Raw genomic sequence first — 19,776 nt, 5'->3', positions numbered from 1 at the left:
CCGGGGGCGCGGCTACCTCAGGCGACGCAGATCCGAGCGATGGTCGGGTTGGCGCCGGCATTCTTGATCCGCTTGGCGTAGTCGCGGAAGTTGACCTCGTTGTAGGTCGGCTGGCCCGTCGCCAGATGCCGAGCGTCAGGGCACCGAGGGCGAGCCGGGACCACGAGCTTGCACGGGGCTAACCCTATGTTGGCCGACCTTCATGAAGAGGAATGTGGCGCCCCGGCCGAACCCGTAGTGGGCTACGTCGCGACCGGGTCCAGACTCGCATCGCGGACCTCGTTCAGCTGGCGGCCGGTGGGGGAGTGAAGACGACCGATGCGTTGTGCCCACCAAATCCGAACGAGTTGGAGATGACCGGACCCGGCTCCCACGCGCGCCCTGTCGTGACGATGTCGATATCCATCTCGGGATCTGGGTCGGTGACCCCGACCGTCGGGGGGAGTGTGGCGGTTGCGTACGTCATGGCAACTGCTACAGCCTCGACGGCGCCCGCGGCGCCGAACGAATGACCGGTGACGCCCTTGATGCTCGTGACGGGTGGGCGGTGCGCGCCGAACAGCGTCGCGATGGCGCGGGCTTCAGCGAGATCTCCCGCGGGCGTCGACGTCCCGTGGGCATTGACGTGCGCGACGTCGGACGGGACGAGCTCCGCGTCGTCGATCGCCTCGGTCATGCACCGCAGCGCCCCTGCGCCCTCGGGGGAGGGCGCGGTGAGGTGATGCGCGTCCGACGTGGAGCCGGATCCGGCCACGATCATGTAGATCCGTGCCCCTCGAGCCAGGGCGGACTCCAGAGACTCCAGTACGAGGATCCCTGCCGTCTCCGACGCGGCGAGCCCGTCTCGGGCAGTGTCGAACGGGCGGGAGAACCCGGTGGGGCTCAGGGCCCGCATGTTGCGGAAGCCGGCGACGCACGTCGGAGTCAGGCTGTGGTCGGCGCCACCGGAGAGGACGACGTCGGCGCGGCCTTCTGCGATCAGGCGCGCACCCATAGCGATGGCGTCGGTGGCTGATGCGCAGGCTGTGGTGATCGTCTGCGCCGGCCCCTGGATGCCGTACCGGAGGCTCAGCGCCGCTGCGGGGGCGTTCGGCATCGTCATCGGCACGGTGAACGGTGACACCAGCCGGTCTCCGCGCTCGGTTCGCACGCCCATCTGTGTCTCGAGCGTGTCCACTCCGCCTATGCCGGTGCCGAGGGTGATCGCGATGCGCGTCTGATCGATTCCGTCGATCAGGAGTTGCGACTCGGTGGAGGTGGGTGCAGCCGCGGGATCCGCGAGCAGCCCTGCATCGGCGAGGGCTTCGTGGGCAGCTGCGACGGCGAGATGGGAGACCCTGTCGAGTCGTTTCGCCGTGCGATGGTCCATCCACTCGGAGGCTTCGAACTCTTCGATCGTCCGGACGGTGCGCGGCGGCGCGCTCTGGAAGAGACTCGCCCAGAACGCCTCGACCCCGACACCGCCGGGCGCCACGACGCCGATCCCGGTCACGGCGACCTTGCGCAGTACTCGGTTCTTCACTTCGTCCCCTCGCTCTCGGCGCGTTGCTTGGCCTTCTCGTCGCTCACGTAGCGACGGTAGTGACGAGCGGACTTGGTCCGGTTGCCGCACGTCTCCATCGAGTGCCAGCGTCTGCGGCCGTTCTTCGAGGTGTCGTAGAAGTACAGGACGCAGTCCGGATGGGCGCACTGTCGTATCCGGTCGGGATGCGTCGCGAGAAGATCGGTGAATGCTCGTGCCGTGAGCCAGGCCGCGCCCCACCCCGGGTCCACGGAGGGTGTCGTCGTGGGTCGTCCAGCCGTGACTGTGATGCTCTCGCGCCCGTGGGACAAGACTGCGTTCATGCGGGCATCCGCTTCCGTGCCGGGGGAGTCCAGGAGCGATCGGATCGCGGTCCTTGAGGCCCGCAGAGCATCGACGTCCTCCTCGGCCGGGTCGAACCCGTACTCCCGGAGCCAGAGCTCGGGCGCTCCTTCGGCGGCGAGGAAGTCGACCTGGTCGCCGTCGGCGATCCATTCGGTGTTCACGAGGTCGAGCGAGATCGTCTCGCCGACCAGCAGTCGTTCCAACATTAGTCCATCTTACCATCTAAGTGATGTTGACAGGTTAGACAGGGCATGCCTACGGTCATAACCGTTCACAGGCATGTAGACGGTTGTAACACCGCTGTGAGCTCACCTCCATGACCCCTCTCACAAGGAGAATCACCGTGACCACGTCATCGCCCGTTCCCATCGTCGAGTACAAGGTCGAGAACTTCGACGGCATCGAGATCTTCTACCGCGAGGCCGGGCCGCAGGACGCACCCGTCGTGCTGCTGCTGCACGGCTTCCCCACCTCGTCGCACATGTTCCGCAACCTGATCCCCTACCTCGCCAGCCGCTTCCGCGTGATCGCTCCCGACCTGCCGGGCTACGGTCAGAGCTCTGCCCCGGACCACACCGAGTTCGCGTACACGTTCGACAACGCGGCGGACCACGTGCAGAAGCTCCTGGACCGTCTGGGCATCACCCGCTACGCGGTGAATGTCTTCGACTACGGCGCACCGACCGCCTGGCGCCTCGCGCTCGCACACCCCGACGCCATCACCGCACTGATCGTGCAGAACGGCAACGCCTACGACGAGGGGCTGGACAACGACTTCTGGGCGCCCATCAAGCGCTACTGGGCCGACCAGAGCGACGAGAACCGCGACGCCCTGCGTAGCCTGCTCACCATCGAGACGACGAAGTTCCAGTACACCGACGGCATGGCGCACCCCTCGCGCATCTCGCCGGACAACTGGATCACCGACCAGGCGCTGATGGACCGGCCGGGCAACGACGAGATCCAGCTCGACTACTTCCTCGACTACGGCACCAACCCGGGCCTCTACCCTGCGGTGCAGGAATGGCTGCGCGACAAGCAGCCGCCGACGCTCATCGTCTGGGGCTCGAACGACGTCATCTTCCCCGAGGCGGGCGCCCACCCCTACAAGCGCGACCTGGAGGACATCGAGTTCCACGTGTTCGACAGTGGGCACTTCCTGCTCGAGGACCGTGCCGACGAGGTGTTCCCGCTCATCCACGACTTCCTAGGGCGCAAGATCAGCTGAGGTCAGTCACGACAGAGCTGCATCCCGGGTGTCGCGCGTCGACCCCGGGATGTGGTGCGTCTCCCAACCGAAGTAAGGATGGCCGTGCAACTGAACTGGGGCAAAGAAGTCCTGCACTACACGGACGAGGGAACGGGTGATGCCGTCTTCTTCATCCACGGGCTCGGAGGGAACGCCAACAACTGGCTTCACCAGCGCCGTGCCCTGGCGCTGCACCACCGAGTGATCGCGTTGGACCTGCCCGGTCATGGGCGATCTTCGGGCATGGGCGTTGCGTTCGAGAACTACTGGGCGGCCGCCGCGGCCGTGCTCGACCACGTAGGTGTCGAGTGCGTCTCCGCCGTGGGGTTAGCCATGGGGGCACGGGTGGGGATCGCGCTGGCCGGGCGGCGGCCCGACCTCGCCAGAAGGCTGACCCTGGTCAATGCCTACCTCACGCTTCCCCCGCTCGACCACGTGCGGCGCGTGGAGCTCTACGACCTTCTCCGGCAGCCTGGCGGCGATCGCGAGTGGGCGAGGAGTCTTCTGGAAGGAATGGGGGTGACGGGACATGCCGGCATCGTTCGCGGGTTCATGGCCTCGCTCGCGCAGATCGACCCAGCACACGTGAACGCCGTCTTCCATCAGGTGAATCGCGCCGAGCAGGAGGAGGGGCTGCGCGAGCTCGACATTCCGGTCCAGATCATGGTGGGAGAACGGGATCACCTCGTTCCCGCATCGTGCACCGAAGAGTTGCTCGCGCTAGCGAGGCACCCACGCCTGCACCGCTTCCCCTGTAGCGGCCATCTGCCCTACCTCGAGGAGCCCTCCTCCTTTAACCTCGTGCTGGAGGAGTTCCTCCACGACGGAACAGGATGACGGGTCGGCAGGCGATCAAGCGACGCGCGATTCGGCCACGGCGTTCAGATAGCTGTCCAGGGCTCGCAGATTCTGTGACAGCAGGGCGACGCGCTCCTGGAGGCGATCCCGTTCGACGGCGATCCTGCGCACGAAGTCCGGATCGTCGTACTTGGAGCACGCGGCCTCGGCCAGGCATGGCAGCACCTCGCGGATGATCTCGGTCGTCAGACCGGCCCCGAGGAGGCCTCGAATCTGCTCGACCTGGGCGACCATCGCCTCGTCGTAGACGCGGTACCCGTTCTCCTCACGCCGGGGTGACAGCAGACCCTGCTCCTCGTAGTAGCGAAGGAGTCGCGTGGAGACTCCGACGCGGTCGGCAAGCTCTTTGATTCTCATCGGGCTCCTCCCGGATCTTCCTTCACACGGGTGTCAAGGTTCTACCTTAGCAAGACCGAGATGCACGGACGATGAAGGAACGTGGCGCTCGGCATGGCGCCCTCGGCCGGGATGGATCGTGAGGGGCCGCTCGGAAGCGTGTGACGAGACCTTGGATCCGCGATACGTGTACTTCCAACCGCTTCTTGTGCCGGGCCGCTGGCGAGGGTGCGGCTCATCACCGCACCCTTCCCGCGCTACGGCGGCCGTGAAGGTGGTGCTGGGTGAGGGTGGTGGTGTCGCCGGTGGATCGGGCCACTGGCAACAGCGCTCTAGTAGTCGAAGTTCACGACACTCACGTGTTCGCCGTCCAGCCATTCCAGGAGTGACCTTCGCAACCCTGGTCCGGTGCACACGCGGAATCGCCTGCGCCCCTCGGTTCCGGCGCCTACGACGTCGTTCCGTCTGATTCTTCTGGTGTGGATGTCGGCGCCGAGTCGAGCCAGTGTCTGCAGATCACTCTGCCTGCCTGCGTCCACGGCACCGGTCACGAACAGAGAGACCTGCGGCCCCGTCCCGCCGGTGCGGTCGAGGAGGTCGACAGCGAGCGGCAGATCATCGGCTCGCAGACTCCACAGGAGCGACAAGGGCCCTTCGGATTCGGCTTTGCTCCCCACGTGCGCCATAAAGGGTGTGATCCCGACGCCGCCTGCCACCACGACGAGGTCCTCATCCGGGGCCCGGAGATCCTCTTCTCCTTCGAACTCGAGGACGGGAACCGTAAGCTCTGATCCGGGGACCCATCGCGTCAGGAAGCGCGTGACCGGCCCGTGCCTTCGGACCGTGATGTCGAACTCGACTCCGTCCAAGGAACCCGGCCGGTCTGCGTGCGTCTGTGCCGATCGGCGCACGGGTGCACTCGAGATGGTGAAGGACCTGATGTAGTCGTCGTTGAGCGACGTGGGGTCGTGATCGCGCATGTGCGACCACCCCTGATCGAGGTGAGCCGAGAAGTCGAGCGTGACATGCTGCCCCGGCCGCCACAGGGCGAGGCGTGAAAACTCTTCCTTCGCCCGCGAGGAGGAAGGGTCGGGCGACAGCCGAAAGGTGTGGCGAGACACCGTAGGAGTGATCGGGGACGAGCGGATCAAGGTCGCCATCGCGATTGCCCTGGACCGTCCATCCACGTCGTCGATCGCGTCGGTGAGATCGTCTGTTGCGCGACTCTCTTTCGCCAGCTGGCGCACCGGCGGGTTGTACGGAGAGGGGTCCAACAGGCGCCCTCGGAACGGCAGTCCTTCGCTCACGAAGCGGGCCGCCTCCACCGTGACCTTGACGGCGACCTTGCTGTGGGGCAGCACCGCTGTCGCTTCGGCGCCGACGAGAACCTCTGCTCGCCCGGTGAGGTACAGAACGTTCCCGGTCTCGAAGTCGGGGAAGGTGATTCCTATAGCCGGATCGGTCTGCAGATTTCCGAGCGTCTGGAAGAGACGGTTTCCCGAGTACTCCGGGTAGACCAGGCTCACCCCCTCATCGGTGGAATTGCTGAAGACCCGCACGAACCCCGGCGCACCGCCCCGGTTGTTCGTGTCCATGCTCTCCGCGCCGTGCCGGCTGGAGAGGAAGAAGATGTCCGACCTGCCGATGAGCTCCACGGCCTCGTAGGCCAGCGGGAGCGAGTCGCTGACCAGGCGAGGGGATGCCATGTGGGTCCAGACGGTCTTCCTGTTCAGGTATTTCGGGCAGTTGCCGAGAGTCTCCTCGATGGCCACGGCCATCTGCACGTCCACACGGGTCGGATCTTCCGGATCGGTCTCGATCGTCTCCGTCTCGTTCGCCAGGACGACCCCACGGAGCATCCGGCCCGCGAGCTTGACTCGCGTCCTCTCTTCCAGGTTCATCGCCAGACCGGCGACCATCTTCCCTCCGGCGTGATCGACGACGCTCCCGTCCTGGGTGCTCGTGAACAGTGCCTCCAGGACGGGATCGAGCCCCGTCCACCCGGAGCCGTCTGCCTCACTTCGGGGTTCGAGATGTGCGGACGATCTCAACGCAAGCACTCCTTGAGCAAGGGGCCTGATCACTCCTGCACTTCCTCCGAGGACCGTCGTCCAGATCCGGTCGGCTCGATCGACGGTTCCCAGTGCGAGAAGCGGGCTGCGCGTCATCCAGAGTGCGTATGCGCTGGGCAGGCCCGGGATCGTCGGATTGTCCTGCGGGGGCACCCCGAGAAGGCTGTGCATCGCCGCTTCGCCGGGGTGCCACTGACCTTGCGGTTGGTGTGTGTGCATGAGCTGTCCTCCGCGATCGGTCCCGTTGTTCGATGGTGCGCATCGCTGCCTAACCGACAACATTAGCATTGCCGGTTAGGGCGGGGGATCTGGCGAGCGGCAGGCAGGTCGCACCGCCTACTCGGGCGAGAGGTGTCCACCGTGAGGGCCTGAGCGGCAACCGTCGTTGGCGGGTCGCGAGGGCGCCGCAGGAGCGATGTGCAGAGTGTGGTGACGAGGGCCGCCGTCCCGTTGGGATCGGCGGCCCTCGTCGTGTGCGGGGCGGGGTGGTCAGTGCCAGCGTGCCCGACCGTCCTGCGTCACCTACCGGGGTGAAGAGAAGACTTACTGCTCACCTGCCTGGCGTCGATCCCGGTCTCCAGGAAACGCATGGCTTCGGGCGAAGACCACTACGACGACGGTGGAGAGGACGAGCAGGGCGACGGCGATCATGAGCGACTCCGAGCCGAGACCTGCGAGGAGTAGTCCGCCGATCAGCCCGCCCAGTCCGATTCCGCCGTTCCACATCGTCACCTGCAGGGGCTGGGCGGCGTCGGCGTGCTCTCTCGACGCCGCCATCAGTGCGCCCTGGAACAGCGTGGCCGCCCCGCCGAAGGCCAGGCCCCACGCACCGACGGCGATGTAGTCCACGATCGGATTCACCGACCAGAGCGTCAGGGCGACCGCGGCTGCAGCGAAGAACGCAGTGCTGAGGATGACGAGGCGGCGGTGATGACGATCGACGAAGATGCCCGTAAGCCAGATGCTCACGATCGACAAGATCCCGAAGTCGAGAAGGATCCACTGGACCTGATCCTCGAGGCCGACACCCGCGAGGACCGGAGAGATGTAGGTGTAGAGGATGGTGTGCGCGAGAACGTACACACCGGTGACCAGCAGGATCGTGCGGAGGCCCTTGATGCGGAGGAGGTGCATGAGTGGGAGTCGCTCGCCGGCGGGCTGTCCAGGAACGTCCGGCAGCTTCCACAGGGTCCAGAGGATGAGCAGGCCGGTGAGAACGGTCATGAGGCCAAACGTCAGCTGCCATCCGACGAGCTGGCCGAGGATGGCCCCTACGGGCACGCCCAGGGATAGTGCGACGGGGGTTCCTGCGAAGGCGAAGGCCATCGCACGTCCCTTCAGGGCGGCGGGTGTGATGCGCTGCGCGTATCCACCGAGCAGACTCCATGTCACCCCGGATGCGGCGCCGGCGATGAAGCGCGCAACCATGGTGACGGCGTAATTGAGCGAGATCGCGGTCACCAGGTTGGCCACGAGGAATCCTGCCAGTGCGAGCACGAGCAGTCGTCGTCGGGGCCAGTTGGTCGTCGCGATAGATACCGGGATCGCCGTGAGCATGGTCGCGACAGCGTAGATGGTGACGGTCTGTCCGGCGACGGATTCGGATACCCCCAGCGCCTCGCTCATCTGCGGCAGCACGCCGGCGGGCAACGCCTCGGTCAGGGTGGTGATGAATCCCGCGGTGAACAGAGCGATCAGTGCCCCTATGGGGAGGCGTTCCCTCTGTGGAGCACTCGGCAGAGTGTCCTGCATCTTGGTCATACGACTCTTCCTCTTCTGGCGTGGCGCAACCGAAGGTGCACACTTGGCCTCAAGTGACGCCCCATGATCATGGAACCGGAAGATCGTCCAACGTTCACATCAATGTGAATGCAAGCCTGTGCACGTGCCTGTCGGCAGGATCACGGACGAGTTCTTGCCGGTCGAGGCAGTTCGATGGGCAACGGCGCGCGAGATGTAGGGGCGCGGGACAGCGAACGAGGCACCTTGCTGGCAGATTCCTGGCGCGCTTCTCCGGCGGCGCTGGGCCGCACGCCTCAGCTCGGGACGGCTCTCGCGCGCCGAGCAGGTCACGCAGCACTCACGGTCGCAGAGCCTGTTGTCGCGGAACCGGCTAGGTGTACCGGGTGGGCGCGGCTAGGCCTTCCGCTCTGCCAAGATTCACATAGTCCAGTGCTTGCAGAGTCTCCGCCATTACGAACGCTCGCTCCTGTGGGCGGCCCCGCTCGTTCGCGGTCCGCCGGGCGAAGTCCGAGCGTCGAACTTCGAGCCCGCGGTGTCGCCCGGGTGGCAGCACATCCCCGATGATCCCGGTCGTCAGGCCCGCGTCCAGAAGCGCCCGGATCGGCTGCACCCTGCGTACCAGCGACTCGTCGCTGTCGCGGTAGCCGTTGTCCTCTCGCTGTGGACGAGTGCGCCCCTGCTCCAGGCAAGACCGGAGCAATCGTGTCGAGACCGTGTCCGCTCGGACATGCCCTGATCCGCGATCGGCGTCCCCTCGCTTGCCTTCACACTGATGTGAAGGTTCCACGATGTCTCAGTAACCCCCACCGCGGCCATGGCGGGGCCGGTCATCAGCCTGTCCCACCACCCGAACGCGCCAACTGCAACGACGACGAGAGGACCGTTCGCCATGAACTCGATCCCCGGGTTCGCACGTCACCAAGCGCCAGCGCTCCGCCGTTTCGCAGGCCCGGCCGATCTCCATCTGCACTCGAACCATTCTGATGGTACGGACACCCCTGCTGACGTGATCCGCCGCGCCTACGAGCACGGTGTCCGAACTGTCGCGCTGACCGATCACGACCGCACCAGCGGCTGGGGCGAAGCCGGTGATAGCGCAGTGGCGCTCGGCATGACGTTTCTGCCTGGGATCGAACTCTCCGCGAAGCACGGGCCGTGCACGCTGCACATCCTCGGTTACCTCTTCGATCCCGAGAACCGGGCCCTGCGGGACGAAGCAGCGCGGATCCGGCTCGACCGGAAACGCCGAGCGGAACGGATCGTCCGCAACATCAGCAAGGACTACGACCTCGGGTGGGCGGATGTGGTTGCCCAGTCCAACCCGGGCGCAACCGTCGGCAGACCCCACATCGCAGATGCGCTGGTCGCACGTGGCATCGTCCAGACCCGGTCGGAGGCGTTCGAGAGCATCCTCGCCGAGACCCACCAGTACTACGAGGCGCTGTACGCGCCGGAAACGGAGACCGCGGTCAGGCTCATCACTGAGGCCGGGGGAGTCGCAATCATCGCCCATCCCGCGGCATCGGGCGCCGACGGGCTGATGCCAACGGCGGACATTGAACGTCTCATCGCCGCGGGGCTCGGCGGGTTCGAACTCGGTCACCGCGACAATGCAGCCGACGCAGTGCAGCGTCTCCGGCGAATTGTGGCGGCGCACGACCTGATCGTCACCGGCTCCAGTGACTACCACGGCCGGGGCAAACCGAACCGGCCCGGCGAAAACACCACGACCGATGAGATGGTCAGCCGCCTCATCGCTCGAGCCTCCGGCGCTATACCGCGATACCCCCGCGCCTCGACACCACCAACTGACGCTACGGCGGTGATGCAGTGAGGATCAACGAGCTCTCCGTGCGTACTGGGGTCCCTGCCAGGCTCCTTCGCTACTACGAAGAGCAGGGGCTCCTCCGCCCACGACGGGAAGACAACGGTTACCGCTCCTACGACGAACCACTCGTCGCGCGTGTCCGGCAGATCCGCGGACTGCTCGAAGCAGGACTGACCACCGAAATCATACGAGCCGTCCTGCCGTGCCTGGCGGAAGCGGCGTGCTCTCAACACGACGCCCGCGACTTCGTCGGCAATATCCGCCGTGAGCGGAACCGCATGGCCGAGCGAGTCGCGTTCCTGTCCGAGAACCTCCACGCGCTCAACGCTTACCTCGATGCGATCGCCGACCGATGACGCGCTGATGTCCGAACGCAGACCTAACGCACTCGCTGCACCGTCCCAAGTTCCGCTACCCCGAAACGGAGACACCCATGTCCGTTGCAGACCTGTTCGAACCCCTCACCCTCCTCCACGGCCCAGCGATGCGAAACCGCTTCATGCTCGCACCGCTGACGAACCAGCAGAGCGAGTCCGACGGCTTCGCGTCTTCAGCCGACCAGGACTGGATGAGCCAGCTCGCCCAGGGCGGCTACGCACTGGTGCAGACCGCTGCCGCCAACGTCGAAGCTGGTGGTATTGCCTTCGCCCGTCAGCTTGGCATCCACACCGACGAGCACCTCCCAGGGCTCACCCAGATGGCAGACTCCCTCCGCGCAGGCGGCACGCTCTCCGCCGTACAGCTGCACCACGCTGGGTGGCGCGCCAACCCCCATCTCGGCGGCGTACCTCTCCCGGCGTCCGACAAGACATGGCCGGGCGTCAGAGCGCTGACCACGGAAGAAGTGGAGCGCATTCGCGACAGCTTCATTGCCGGCGCTCGACGAGCACAACGCGCCGGCTTCGACGGCGTCAGCATCCACGGCGCGTTCGGCTGGATCCTGTCGGAGTTCATGTCGCCCGAAATGAACGACCGGACCGACGCGTACGGCGGCAACGTCGAGAACCGCGCACGCTTCACCCTCGAGGTCATGGAGGGGATCCGGCGCGCAACCGGCCCCGACTTCCAGGTCGGATGGCGTCTGTCCATCGAGCGGTACGGGCTCCAGCTCGAAGAACTCCGAGACATCACCGCAGACATCCTCGATCGAGAGCTCATCGACTACCTCGACCTCGCACTGTGGGACTCCACGCAGATCGTGCAGGAGGGACCCATGCGTGGACGCAGCATGCTCAGCGTCTTCACCGAGATCCCACGGAGAGGAGTTCGAATCGGCGCCGCCGGCAAGATCACCACCGCCCGACGCGCCTCAGAAATGCTGGAAGAGGGCTGTGACTTCGTCCTGATCGGCCGCGGCGGGATCCTGCAGCGCGACTGCCCCAAGCAGGTTCAGGCCGACCCGGAGTACGCGACGCCAAAGCTCCCTGTTGAAGCGAGCTTCCTGCGCGAGGGCGGGATCAGCGAGAGATTCATCAACCACCTGCGCGGCTGGCCCTACTTCGTTCGCCCCGACAGCGTCTGAAAGGTGCTAGCTCGACTATCAGCAGCAGCGCAGCACACCCAGGATCACAACAGAGAGGAACACCATGACCACTGAACGGACATCAGAGGTCTCGCCCGTGAAGGTCGACGTCTGGTCAGACATCGCCTGCCCCTGGTGCTACATCGGTAAGCGCAAGTTCGAACAAGCCGTCGCACAGTCCGGTATCCCGGTCCAGGTGGAGTACCACGCCTTCGAGCTCGCGCCAGATCTGCCGCAGGACTTCGAGGGCAGCGAACAGGACTACCTCGAGATCCGCGGCTTCTCCGCGGACCAGGTGCGACCACTCCTGGCACGGATCGTCGGAGCGGCCAGCGAGGTCGGGCTCCACTTCGACTACGACATCCTTCTACACACCAACATGAACAAGGGCCACCAGCTCATCCGCTGGGCCAAGACGCAAGAGCGCCAACTCGACATGGTCGAACGGCTCCTGGCCGCGCACTTCGAAGAAGGTCGTCACGTCGGCCGGGACGAGGATCTCGCCGACCTGGCAGCGGAACTTGGGCTCGACCGAGAGGGCGCCCTGGCCGCCCTCAGGGACGACCGGCACGTCGACGATGTCCAGGCAGACCAGGCCCGTGCTCGACAGCTCGGCATCCAGGGTGTGCCGTTCTACGTGTTCGAAGGTCAGTACGGCGTCTCAGGCGCGCAGGACCCATCGACGTTCGCGGACGTCCTGCGACAGCTAGTCGAGCAGAAGGGCGAAGAGGTCGCATGAGCAGGACCGAGATCGATCGGATCGTCGAGCTCCAGGTTCCAACCGCCGCCGTCTGCATCGACGGTGTATGCGAGGTTCCGGCCCATCCGACCAGCCAGGTCGCCGAGGACGCGAGACTTGCGCGGATGTCGGAGCCCGCCGAGACAGCGTTCGGCAACGGCAGCTGTTCGCCGTGATCAGTACGCTCGCGCCTCGGAAGCGAGCCGGCTGACGATCTTGACCGAAGGCGGTGGGCTCGGTCCTGCTCCACCAGGGTTGCCGCGCGCACGGCTTCGCGTGATCAGCGCTGATGCGCTGCGGGGGAGCCGATGGTGTTGACCTGGAATCGACCGGCATCCACTTAGTCTCCAGAAACAACCGCTGCCCTCCCGATGTCTTCCAGGGTATGCTCCGACTGTCAGCAAGGAGAATCCTTGGAAAACCAAGGGAATCCAGGCTTACCCAAGTCGAGTCGTAGCGGCTTGGGAGCCCTTTTCGGCTCCCAGAGGTCGCAGGTTCAAATCCTGCCCCCGCTACAAAAGTCAGGCCCGGAGATCTGCGGATCTCCGGGCCTGAGAGTTTTGTCGAACTTGAGCACCGCATGGAGTCCTTCTTCGCCCTGCTGCAGAAGAACGTCCTGGACCGGTGCCGCTGGACCACCCGCGAACAGCTGCGGATTGCGATCATCACCTGGATCGAACGGACCTACCACCGCAGGCGCCGCCGGACCGCCTCGGACGATTGACCCCGATCGAGTACGAAGCCACCATGACCACTCAGGTCGCACTCGCCGCCTGAGAAACCCTGTCACCGATCGGTGCAGCAGCCCCTCCTGCTGTGGAGGTGAGTTTCAGGAGCGGTTGGCCGGGTTCGGGATTCCGCCTTGGTGGGGTCGATCGTGGTTCCGTCCCGGTCGGGCAGGGAGCGGCGGAATCCCTCGATGCGCGGGTCCTGGGTGCGTGGGGGTCAGATCATCGGGTCATGGTTGGACTCATCCCGGCCGAGACCCGCGGCTCCGAAAATCGAGTGACGCACGTCACGATTGACCCTGACCTGAGGTCAAGGTGGACGGTTCTCGCATCGGCAGGGCGCCGAAGGGAATCGAGCGCTTCCAAGGAGCGAACCACCATGACCACCACTGTTTCCAACCAGACCGCCGACCGTCTCCAGCGGGCGATCGAGAAGATCGTCGACCCCGGCATCATCGGGCTGTCGGTCCGCGTCAACAACGAGCAGGGTGAGTGGGTCGGCACCGCCGGGGCGGCCGAGGCGGGCGGGAACGTGAAGCCGCCTGCCGACGGGCACATCCGGATCGGCAGCAACACCAAGACCTTCACCGCGACCCTCGTGCTTCAACTCGTGGCCGAGGACAGGATCGGCCTGGACGACCCGGTCTCGGACCACCTGCCCGAGTTCGGGATCGACCAGCGGATCACGGTGCGGATGCTGCTCCAGCAGACCAGCGGCCTGTTCAACTTCACCGGCGAGGTCTACGAGGACGGCTCGATCGTGTTCGGCATCCCCATCCCTTACGGCCCCAACGGCAAGGAGTGGCTGGACAACCGGTTCAAGACCTACCGGCCACAGGAACTGGTCGAACTCGCGCTGTCCAAGCCTGCGCGGTTCGAGCCCGGAGCGGGCTGGAGCTATTCCAACACCAACTACGTCCTGGCTCGCCTGCTTGTCGAGAAGGTCACCGGCCGTACCGTTACCGAGGAGATGCAGCGGTTGATCCTGACCCCGCTCGGCATGTCGCACACCGTGGTCCCGGATGACGCGGAGATCGCTGAGCCGCACGCCCACGCCTACTACCGGTACGACGAGGACGGCGAGCCGCGCACGGTCGACATCACCCGCCAGAATCCCTCCTGGGTCTCTGCCGGCGGCGACATGATCTCGACCACCGAGGACCTTCACACGTTCATCGCCGCGCTCACCGGCGGCAAGCTCCTCCCGGACGAACTGCGCGAGGAGATGTTCACCCCACGTGCGACGGGCATCCCGAACATGGACTACGGGTTGGGGGTGTTCGTGCTGACCACCGACGACGGTGCCACCGTGATCTCCCACAACGGCGCCGCGGTGGGCCACGCGGCGCTCATGTACGCCACCCCCGACGGGTCCAAGACCCTGACCGCCGCGCTGAACTGCGTGGACGACGCGAACCTCACCGTCGCCGCGGCGTTCCAGGGCGCCCAGCAGCGCCTCCTCAACGAGGTATTCGGCAGCAGGCCCGCGTAGACCAAGAGAACCGTCGCCGCGCCGAGCTCGCCGAGCCCGGCGCGGCCGGTCCCCGCACCCCGCAGTGGCACACGCGATCAGCGCCCCCGGACACTTGGCAGGATGAGCAGATGCACAACGGAGTCACGATCGGCCAGGCAGCCGCGTTCGTTGGCATCACGATCAAGACGGTCCGGCACTACCACAAGCTCGGCCTTGTCACCGAACCCCAACGCGACGGCTCCGGATACCGGCGGTACGGATCGGACGACCTGCTCAGGCTGGTGCAAGTCCGGACCCTGGCCGCCGCCGGGGTACCGCTGGCCGAGATCGGACCCCTGCTCGACGCCGACTCCGCGCTGTTCGCCTCCGCGCTCGTCCAGGTCGAACGACAGCTCGACGAACACATTGCGGAACTGACCGCGCGGCGCGCCATGCTGCACCGCCTCGCCGACGGCGACCGGGCACTGCTGCCCGACCGCGCCGTGGCCCTGCTGGAGCGGATGCTCGGCCTCGGATACTCCGAGGACGAGGTCGCGGCCACCAGGGAGGGCTGGGTGCTGGCACGGGCTCTGGTCCCCGAAGGCTTCGACGACTACCTCGCCCAGTTCGAGCACGCCCTGCAAGACACCTGGCTCATCGCCCTGACCAGGCGCATCGCCGAAGCCGCGACCTGGGAAGCGGACGACCCCCGCATCGACCGTCTCGCCGCCGATGCGGCCGACCACTACCTGGCCGACCCCGCACTGCTCAAGACCGTTACCAGCATGCAGGCACGGACCGACACCGCGCCCCGGTACGCGATGATCGCCCGCCACGGAGACAAGCCGACACCGGCCATGGCGCGACTGTCCGCGCTCTTCGAGTCCAGACTCCGCGCCGCCGGCATCCGCATCCCGAGGTCCGACCCCCGTTGACGGCGAAGCGAATCGGCCACTTCCACGTCGATGCTCGCAAACGCAGAGGAGACAAACCAGGTGCCGGGCCGTAGCGTGCGCAGCCTGCACGACCAAGGCCCGGCCGAGACCCCTGTCGAGGGTCGGCCGGGCCCCGATGGTCGCGGTTATGTTCTGGTACGTCGCGCAAGCCCGACGATCAGGCTGATCACAAGAACGGCCACGCCGATCCAGATCAAGAACTGACCGATCTCGGTCGCGACTCCCAGGATCACGAGCACGACTCCGATGATGATGAGGATGAGCCAGGACGGCATACCTAACCTCCTTGTCGTGGCGACGCGGTGCGCGCCGACCCACAACTCGACATTCGCCCCGTTCGTGCCCACTCGCACCTTCAGGACAATTCTCAGCACTGCTCTCACCAGGAGGGCGGGCTCGACGAGCGAGTGACCGGCGTCCGGGTCACGGTGGAAGAACCCGAGAGAGCCGATGCTCCTGGCCGGCAGCATGAAGTCCGTCGACGTCGACGTCCCGGTGCGTACGGCGTACAACCAGTGGACGCAGTCCGAGCGGTTCAAGGAGTTCATCGAGGAGCGCGGGGGCGCGACCGGCTCCTGGCGCGGAAGCGTCCACCGAGCGGGTCCGAGACTCGGTTCCTCCTACCGGGGGAACCTCGAGAGAGAGGAAGACGACGATGGGCGCCGAGGACAAGGCCAAGATCGCAGCCGAGAAGGTGGCGGGAAAGGCGAAGGAGGGTGCCGGCAAGGTCACCGGTGACGACGACCTGGTCGCCGAGGGCAAGGCCGAACAGGCCAAGGCGGAGCTCAAGGACGCCGCCGAGCACGCGAAGGACGCGCTCAAGAAGTAGTGCCCTCCACGGACCTACCCCGCCTGGTCGTCGCCTGAGTCGCCGGCCAGAAGGGGAGACAGTCCGAGCACGTCGGCGAAGGAGTACGGCGGCCACGGCCCGAGGAACCGGATCCGTGCCGCCGGCTCCTCGTCCTGGACGGCCGCCAGGACGAGGCCGACGTCGTCCACCGCGTCGGCCGGCACCAGCAGCGAGACCGAGAGGACCAGGGCGGTTCCTGGCTCGGGACGTGCTCGCAGGTTCTCGTCGAGGTCTTCGCTGGCTCCCTCCAGACGCTGGAGGTAGTCGGCGTACCGGTCGCGCGCGGTTGCCGCGGTGATGTCCCGCTCCAGGTGATCGAGGCGCTTGCGCAGCAACCGCTGGACTCCTGGTGAACGTCCCTCCAGCTCGCTCCGCGCCGCGACGACCTCCGGGTGGTTCTCGGCGACCAGGTGATTGTCCAGCCCGATCTCGACGCGCAGCTCGACCCGCCCCTGCAGGGCCGCAAGACGGGCGCGCAGCGGGTCCGCGTGCGATGTGAGCCAGTCCAGGAGTCGTTGTCGCGCGGTCACCTGCACGGTCGGCGCTACGATCACGTTGAAGCTGGCGGGGAGCACCGTGCCGACGCTCCGCCAGACTCGTTCGACGACGGTGCTGTGCTCGACGACCCAGCGTTCGACGTCGGCGTCCGCACCCTGGAACGGCCCGCCGTCGTGCTCGTGCACGACGGCGGTCATGCCCTCGACACCGGTGACCGCACGCAGCGGGGCCCCGGCGATCCCGGTGCCCAGATCATCTGGCTCGGCGATCGCGATCCCGTAGAGGTAGAGCCGGTCGGCGGTCATGGGGGCTCACGCCCGGGCTCTCGGACCCATCGTGTCGGGTTGGCAAGCTGGTCGACGAGGTCACCCACGAGGTCGTCCAGTCCACGTCTCAGGTCCGCGACCGACGCCGCGAGCCCGTGATCGTCCTTGATCTGCTCGATCGCGCTGTCGAGGTCCAGCAGTGCCTGGCCAAGTCGCTCCTGCTCGGCCTCGGTCAGCTCGCCGCCCTCGAGACGCCGGATCGCCTGGCTCTCCAAGGCTTCCTCGATGACCTCCACCAGGGTGACCACGAGGGTGAGCAGCCCGTTCTTGAGGCTCGTCTCATCGACCTGCATCGTCGCCTCCCGGAGTGGTGGGACCGGGCCGGCCGGCATCGACCCGCCACCCGGAGATCTGCGCTCGCAGCGCGTCGTGGAGCCGCCGCGGGTCAGCCGCGGACAGCCGCGCGTACCCGTCACGGACGGCCACGTGCACCCGCGTGCGGTCCGGTCCGCCGACGCTCTTCTCGGTGCGCAGACCAACCGCGGACACGTCCTCCAGCCGGGCCTGCCAGAGCACCTCGGGCGGGTCGGAACGCCAGACCAGGAGCCGCCGGGAGGTCAGGATGACGGTCCCCGGCCGCCAGCTCCGGTACGGCTCCTCCTGCAGGTGTCCGCCGGCCATGCGCACGACGACCTCCTCGTCGTCCGCGAGCATGGCGTCGGGCGCGAGCGCGTGGCGCGCCGACAGGCGGGTCTGCTCGTCCCAGTCCTGCATCAGACCGTGCTCGAGCATCGTCTCGATCCCGGCGACGGCGGCCCGCAGGCTGACGCCGATGAGTGGGACGTCCGCCACGGTGATGACGAGGTCGAGATCGAGGTAGACCCCCTTGTCGAGCATGACGTCCAGGAGGTCCGGCAGGGTCGCGCGCAGATCGTGCGTGGGTTGCATCCCGACCGAGCGGAGGGCGACCGCCCGAGGGTCGGCAGTCATGACGTCGCCTCGGAGTCCCGCCGTGGGGCCCGTGCCGGTTTGCGGGCCGGGCGGTCCTGCTCCTCGATGACGCCGTCGCCGTCCTCTTCCGTGCTGCTCAGCTCGGCGTGGTCGTGCGTGCGCTCGGCGAGGGCGCTGCGCCAGCCGCACCACGGGCAGACGTCCTCGAGCAGCTGTGAGCGTGGGGACGACTTGCCGCACTTCGGGCACGTCTCCTTCTGCTCGATCGCGCGCCGCCAGGCGAGCGTCTCGGTGTTGGTCCCGGCCGGGAACTCCAGCCCGTAGCGCGCGGCGGTCTCGAAGGAGGCAAGCGCCGCTCGGATCCGGATCCCCAGCAGCTCCACGCCGGCAACCGAGACCATGATGTCGGCATTGACGACGAGACCTTTGTCGAGCAGGGTCTCGATCACGTTGACGAGCGCCCCCTCGTCGCGTCGCGGCTCCATCGAGCGGCCATGGCCGCCGCCGACCACACTCATGCCCGGTCACCTCCTTCGCCCCGACGCCTCGGCCCGAAAGGCGGTCCATCGTCGAGCAGTGTCACCCGTCGTCGGTGCTGCCGCGGACGTAACGCGCCTGGCGCCGGTAGCCGACCAGCTCGCCGTCCTCGTCGAGCTGTACCTCGTACTCCGCCATGACGTCCGCCGTGCTCGGGACGTGCGGGTCCTCGACGGCTTCGATGACGACGGTGAACGCGTCGTTCTCCGAGTGGATCCCCACGACACTCTCGAGCTTGCGGCCGGTGAGCCCGGCGAGCTGCTCGACGGCCTTGCGGGCCGCACGGGTGGCCGTGAGGCGCGACGGTCGCTCGGCCTCGTCGGCCCGCGTGTCGGCGTCATCCATCGCGCTCCTCCCTGCTGCGTCGGTTCGCCTCGATGAGGCGTGCTGTCAGCTCCTCTTCCTGCGCATCGGCTCCGTCGTCGTCGAGCTCGCCGTTCTCGCGCGCCATGGCGACCTCCTCGAGCTGCCGCCGCAGAGTCTCGACGTCGTAGTAGCGACGCTCGGCCTCGTCGAGCACCTGCTGCGCGACCCAGGCCGTGCCTCGAACCGGGGCCAGTGGGAGCGACAGCAGACCGCTGAAGATGCCCATGGGTCATTCCTCGCCGACGAAGTCGTACGGAGCCTGCGGTCCGACGAGACGAAAGGTGATGCGGCCGTGGGAACGCGCGGCGAGTCCTTCGAGCGCGGCATCGAACTTCGCCAGTCCGGTACGCCGGACAAGCGCGGCGATCTCCACCACGTCGTCGACCAGTCCGGTCTCGTGCTCACGGACATCCACCGCGAACGGTGTGAGCTCGTCGAGAATGTGAGCGGCGTCGTGTGCCCGCTTGCGGGCGAACCCCCGGACCACGAGCTCGCCCAGGCGGATGCGGGTGTCGTACGTCGCGTCGGTGGGGAGGTCCTGGAGCAGGGCGCGCAGCTCTGCGACCTCGGCGTCCTCCGCGACAAGCTCGGCGAGCACGGCGTCCTGGACGTAGCGCGCCCGGACCGTGAGCTGGGCGAGGCCATCCAGACGGCGCAGGTCCTCGGCGAGTGCTCCCCGACGATCGACGGGGAACGCCTCAGCCATGGCCTCCTCGTCGAGTACGGCCGTGCCGAACCTCATCGGCAGGACGGGACGCGCGGCGGCCACGCCGTCGAGGACCGCGGTGTAGGCGCGTATCTCGGCGGGCACCCCGACCACCTCCGCGTCGGGGACCTCGGAGGTGAGCGCGGCGATCTCGCCGAGGCCGACCAGGTGCACATCGCCTTCGCCGAGCCCCGCCTGCTCGGCGGGCACGTCGGTGTCGGGAAGGACCAGCCCGTAGACGTACAGCATGG

The 19,776-nt window shown here is 66.9% G+C and carries 23 protein-coding genes and 1 pseudogene; 11 read left to right on the top strand and 13 right to left on the bottom strand.

The window, feature by feature from the left end; all coding sequences use genetic code 11:
* Window positions 1-283: 283 nt before the first annotated feature.
* Together AB0I29_RS09780 and AB0I29_RS09775 are read right to left on the bottom strand one after the other, a co-directional pair.
* Entirely contained in the window at window positions 284-1,522 is a 1,239-nt protein-coding gene (locus tag AB0I29_RS09780) for a beta-ketoacyl-[acyl-carrier-protein] synthase family protein (RefSeq protein ID WP_357480955.1), read from the bottom strand.
* Window positions 1,519-2,073, bottom strand: a complete 555-nt coding sequence (locus tag AB0I29_RS09775) for a CGNR zinc finger domain-containing protein (RefSeq protein WP_357480951.1) — start codon at window positions 2,071-2,073, stop codon at window positions 1,519-1,521. The genes AB0I29_RS09780 and AB0I29_RS09775 overlap by 4 nt, the downstream gene beginning before the upstream one ends.
* A 137-nt stretch (window positions 2,074-2,210) precedes the next feature.
* Here AB0I29_RS09775 and AB0I29_RS09770 point away from each other — a divergent pair, with 137 nt between their 5' ends.
* Both AB0I29_RS09770 and AB0I29_RS09765 read left to right on the top strand, forming a co-directional pair.
* The gene (locus tag AB0I29_RS09770; protein WP_357480948.1) at window positions 2,211-3,095 is read left to right on the top strand and encodes an alpha/beta hydrolase; all 885 of its coding nucleotides are present in this window, start codon (window positions 2,211-2,213) and stop codon (window positions 3,093-3,095) included.
* 84 nt (window positions 3,096-3,179) lie between these two features.
* Window positions 3,180-3,953: an alpha/beta hydrolase gene (locus AB0I29_RS09765; protein ID WP_357480945.1), complete on the top strand. Its 774-nt coding sequence runs from the start codon at window positions 3,180-3,182 to the stop codon at window positions 3,951-3,953.
* Between the two features lie 15 nt (window positions 3,954-3,968).
* On the opposite strand, the gene AB0I29_RS09760 is transcribed toward AB0I29_RS09765, so the two are convergent.
* From AB0I29_RS09760 to AB0I29_RS09750, 3 genes are all read right to left on the bottom strand, one after another.
* On the bottom strand, window positions 3,969-4,331 hold the full coding sequence (locus AB0I29_RS09760) for a MerR family transcriptional regulator (protein WP_357480942.1): 363 nt from the start codon (window positions 4,329-4,331) through the stop codon (window positions 3,969-3,971).
* Between the two features lie 311 nt (window positions 4,332-4,642).
* The gene (locus AB0I29_RS09755; RefSeq protein WP_357480939.1) at window positions 4,643-6,478 is read right to left on the bottom strand and encodes a pyridoxamine 5'-phosphate oxidase family protein; all 1,836 of its coding nucleotides are present in this window, start codon (window positions 6,476-6,478) and stop codon (window positions 4,643-4,645) included.
* A 447-nt stretch (window positions 6,479-6,925) separates the two neighbouring features.
* Window positions 6,926-8,143 (bottom strand): MFS transporter, encoded by a 1,218-nt coding sequence (locus AB0I29_RS09750; RefSeq protein ID WP_357480936.1) that lies wholly within the window; start codon window positions 8,141-8,143, stop codon window positions 6,926-6,928.
* Window positions 8,144-9,014: 871 nt separating this feature from the next.
* Between AB0I29_RS09750 and AB0I29_RS09745 the strand changes: the two genes are divergently transcribed.
* The 8 genes and pseudogenes from AB0I29_RS09745 to AB0I29_RS09710 all read left to right on the top strand — a co-directional run bounded on the left by AB0I29_RS09745 (window position 9,015) and on the right by AB0I29_RS09710 (window position 15,330).
* Window positions 9,015-9,959 (top strand): PHP domain-containing protein, encoded by a 945-nt coding sequence (locus AB0I29_RS09745; RefSeq protein ID WP_357480933.1) that lies wholly within the window; start codon window positions 9,015-9,017, stop codon window positions 9,957-9,959.
* Window positions 9,956-10,309, top strand: coding sequence for a MerR family transcriptional regulator (locus tag AB0I29_RS09740; protein WP_357480930.1), 354 nt, complete (start codon window positions 9,956-9,958; stop codon window positions 10,307-10,309). Before AB0I29_RS09745 ends, AB0I29_RS09740 begins: the two co-directional genes overlap by 4 nt.
* A 77-nt stretch (window positions 10,310-10,386) precedes the next feature.
* The gene (locus tag AB0I29_RS09735) at window positions 10,387-11,475 is read left to right on the top strand and encodes an NADH:flavin oxidoreductase (RefSeq protein WP_357480927.1); all 1,089 of its coding nucleotides are present in this window, start codon (window positions 10,387-10,389) and stop codon (window positions 11,473-11,475) included.
* A gap of 97 nt (window positions 11,476-11,572) precedes the next feature.
* Window positions 11,573-12,214, top strand: a complete 642-nt coding sequence (locus tag AB0I29_RS09730; protein WP_357480924.1) for a DsbA family oxidoreductase — start codon at window positions 11,573-11,575, stop codon at window positions 12,212-12,214.
* Window positions 12,211-12,390, top strand: coding sequence for a hypothetical protein (locus AB0I29_RS09725; protein WP_357480921.1), 180 nt, complete (start codon window positions 12,211-12,213; stop codon window positions 12,388-12,390). Before AB0I29_RS09730 ends, AB0I29_RS09725 begins: the two co-directional genes overlap by 4 nt.
* A 404-nt stretch (window positions 12,391-12,794) precedes the next feature.
* A pseudogene (locus tag AB0I29_RS09720) lies at window positions 12,795-12,991 on the top strand (IS3 family transposase); the annotation flags it as partial.
* Between the two features lie 330 nt (window positions 12,992-13,321).
* Window positions 13,322-14,434 carry a serine hydrolase domain-containing protein gene (locus tag AB0I29_RS09715; protein WP_357480918.1) on the top strand — a complete coding sequence of 371 codons (1,113 nt, stop codon included), beginning with the start codon at window positions 13,322-13,324 and terminating at the stop codon, window positions 14,432-14,434.
* 110 nt (window positions 14,435-14,544) lie between these two features.
* Window positions 14,545-15,330, top strand: a complete 786-nt coding sequence (locus tag AB0I29_RS09710; RefSeq protein ID WP_357480915.1) for a MerR family transcriptional regulator — start codon at window positions 14,545-14,547, stop codon at window positions 15,328-15,330.
* A 146-nt stretch (window positions 15,331-15,476) separates the two neighbouring features.
* Here the strand turns inward: AB0I29_RS09710 and AB0I29_RS09705 are convergent, their stop codons facing one another.
* The gene (locus AB0I29_RS09705) at window positions 15,477-15,890 is read right to left on the bottom strand and encodes a hypothetical protein (RefSeq protein WP_357481481.1); all 414 of its coding nucleotides are present in this window, start codon (window positions 15,888-15,890) and stop codon (window positions 15,477-15,479) included.
* A 116-nt stretch (window positions 15,891-16,006) separates the two neighbouring features.
* On the opposite strand from AB0I29_RS09705, the gene AB0I29_RS09700 reads away from it, so the two are divergent.
* A complete protein-coding gene (locus tag AB0I29_RS09700) occupies window positions 16,007-16,180 on the top strand; it encodes a CsbD family protein (RefSeq protein WP_357480913.1) in 174 nt (57 codons plus the stop codon).
* A 14-nt stretch (window positions 16,181-16,194) separates the two neighbouring features.
* Here the strand turns inward: AB0I29_RS09700 and AB0I29_RS09695 are convergent, their stop codons facing one another.
* From AB0I29_RS09695 to AB0I29_RS09665, 7 genes are all read right to left on the bottom strand, one after another.
* Window positions 16,195-17,004, bottom strand: a complete 810-nt coding sequence (locus AB0I29_RS09695) for a GvpL/GvpF family gas vesicle protein (RefSeq protein WP_357480910.1) — start codon at window positions 17,002-17,004, stop codon at window positions 16,195-16,197.
* Window positions 17,001-17,318: a gas vesicle protein K gene (locus AB0I29_RS09690; RefSeq protein WP_285103310.1), complete on the bottom strand. Its 318-nt coding sequence runs from the start codon at window positions 17,316-17,318 to the stop codon at window positions 17,001-17,003. Before AB0I29_RS09690 ends, AB0I29_RS09695 begins: the two co-directional genes overlap by 4 nt.
* Entirely contained in the window at window positions 17,305-17,955 is a 651-nt protein-coding gene (gene gvpJ, locus AB0I29_RS09685; protein WP_357480906.1) for a gas vesicle protein GvpJ, read from the bottom strand. Before gvpJ ends, AB0I29_RS09690 begins: the two co-directional genes overlap by 14 nt.
* Window positions 17,952-18,434, bottom strand: a complete 483-nt coding sequence (locus AB0I29_RS09680) for a gas vesicle protein (protein WP_357480903.1) — start codon at window positions 18,432-18,434, stop codon at window positions 17,952-17,954. Before AB0I29_RS09680 ends, gvpJ begins: the two co-directional genes overlap by 4 nt.
* A gap of 61 nt (window positions 18,435-18,495) precedes the next feature.
* Window positions 18,496-18,798, bottom strand: coding sequence for a gas vesicle protein (locus AB0I29_RS09675; protein WP_285103316.1), 303 nt, complete (start codon window positions 18,796-18,798; stop codon window positions 18,496-18,498).
* Window positions 18,791-19,045, bottom strand: a complete 255-nt coding sequence (ccmI, locus tag AB0I29_RS09670; protein WP_357480900.1) for a c-type cytochrome biogenesis protein CcmI — start codon at window positions 19,043-19,045, stop codon at window positions 18,791-18,793. Before ccmI ends, AB0I29_RS09675 begins: the two co-directional genes overlap by 8 nt.
* 3 nt (window positions 19,046-19,048) lie before the next feature.
* Window positions 19,049-19,774: a GvpL/GvpF family gas vesicle protein gene (locus AB0I29_RS09665; RefSeq protein ID WP_285103319.1), complete on the bottom strand. Its 726-nt coding sequence runs from the start codon at window positions 19,772-19,774 to the stop codon at window positions 19,049-19,051.
* Window positions 19,775-19,776: the final 2 nt, after the last annotated feature.

The organism is Promicromonospora sp. NPDC050262, from assembly GCF_040655935.1.
Classification (GTDB): Bacteria; Actinomycetota; Actinomycetes; order Actinomycetales; family Cellulomonadaceae; genus Promicromonospora.
The sequence above is the reverse complement of the archived record's forward strand: the minus strand, read 5'-3'. Positions and strand labels throughout refer to the sequence as shown.

What these genes read in the sequence shown, in the direction of transcription:
- AB0I29_RS09775 (WP_357480951.1), bottom strand. Translation starts at nt 2,073, where the DNA reads ATGTTGGAACGACTGCTGGTCGGCGAGACGATCTCGCTCGACCTCGTG.
- AB0I29_RS09760 (WP_357480942.1), bottom strand. Translation starts at nt 4,331, where the DNA reads ATGAGAATCAAAGAGCTTGCCGACCGCGTCGGAGTCTCCACGCGACTC.
- AB0I29_RS09755 (WP_357480939.1), bottom strand. Translation starts at nt 6,478, where the DNA reads ATGACGCGCAGCCCGCTTCTCGCACTGGGAACCGTCGATCGAGCCGAC.
- AB0I29_RS09750 (WP_357480936.1), bottom strand. Translation starts at nt 8,143, where the DNA reads ATGACCAAGATGCAGGACACTCTGCCGAGTGCTCCACAGAGGGAACGC.
- AB0I29_RS09745 (WP_357480933.1), top strand. Translation starts at nt 9,015, where the DNA reads ATGAACTCGATCCCCGGGTTCGCACGTCACCAAGCGCCAGCGCTCCGC.
- AB0I29_RS09735 (WP_357480927.1), top strand. Translation starts at nt 10,387, where the DNA reads ATGTCCGTTGCAGACCTGTTCGAACCCCTCACCCTCCTCCACGGCCCA.
- AB0I29_RS09725 (WP_357480921.1), top strand. Translation starts at nt 12,211, where the DNA reads ATGAGCAGGACCGAGATCGATCGGATCGTCGAGCTCCAGGTTCCAACC.
- AB0I29_RS09715 (WP_357480918.1), top strand. Translation starts at nt 13,322, where the DNA reads ATGACCACCACTGTTTCCAACCAGACCGCCGACCGTCTCCAGCGGGCG.
- AB0I29_RS09710 (WP_357480915.1), top strand. Translation starts at nt 14,545, where the DNA reads ATGCACAACGGAGTCACGATCGGCCAGGCAGCCGCGTTCGTTGGCATC.
- AB0I29_RS09700 (WP_357480913.1), top strand. Translation starts at nt 16,007, where the DNA reads ATGGGCGCCGAGGACAAGGCCAAGATCGCAGCCGAGAAGGTGGCGGGA.
- AB0I29_RS09695 (WP_357480910.1), bottom strand. Translation starts at nt 17,004, where the DNA reads ATGACCGCCGACCGGCTCTACCTCTACGGGATCGCGATCGCCGAGCCA.
- AB0I29_RS09690 (WP_285103310.1), bottom strand. Translation starts at nt 17,318, where the DNA reads ATGCAGGTCGATGAGACGAGCCTCAAGAACGGGCTGCTCACCCTCGTG.
- gvpJ (WP_357480906.1), bottom strand. Translation starts at nt 17,955, where the DNA reads ATGACTGCCGACCCTCGGGCGGTCGCCCTCCGCTCGGTCGGGATGCAA.
- AB0I29_RS09680 (WP_357480903.1), bottom strand. Translation starts at nt 18,434, where the DNA reads ATGAGTGTGGTCGGCGGCGGCCATGGCCGCTCGATGGAGCCGCGACGC.
- AB0I29_RS09675 (WP_285103316.1), bottom strand. Translation starts at nt 18,798, where the DNA reads ATGGATGACGCCGACACGCGGGCCGACGAGGCCGAGCGACCGTCGCGC.
- ccmI (WP_357480900.1), bottom strand. Translation starts at nt 19,045, where the DNA reads ATGGGCATCTTCAGCGGTCTGCTGTCGCTCCCACTGGCCCCGGTTCGA.
- AB0I29_RS09665 (WP_285103319.1), bottom strand. Translation starts at nt 19,774, where the DNA reads ATGCTGTACGTCTACGGGCTGGTCCTTCCCGACACCGACGTGCCCGCC.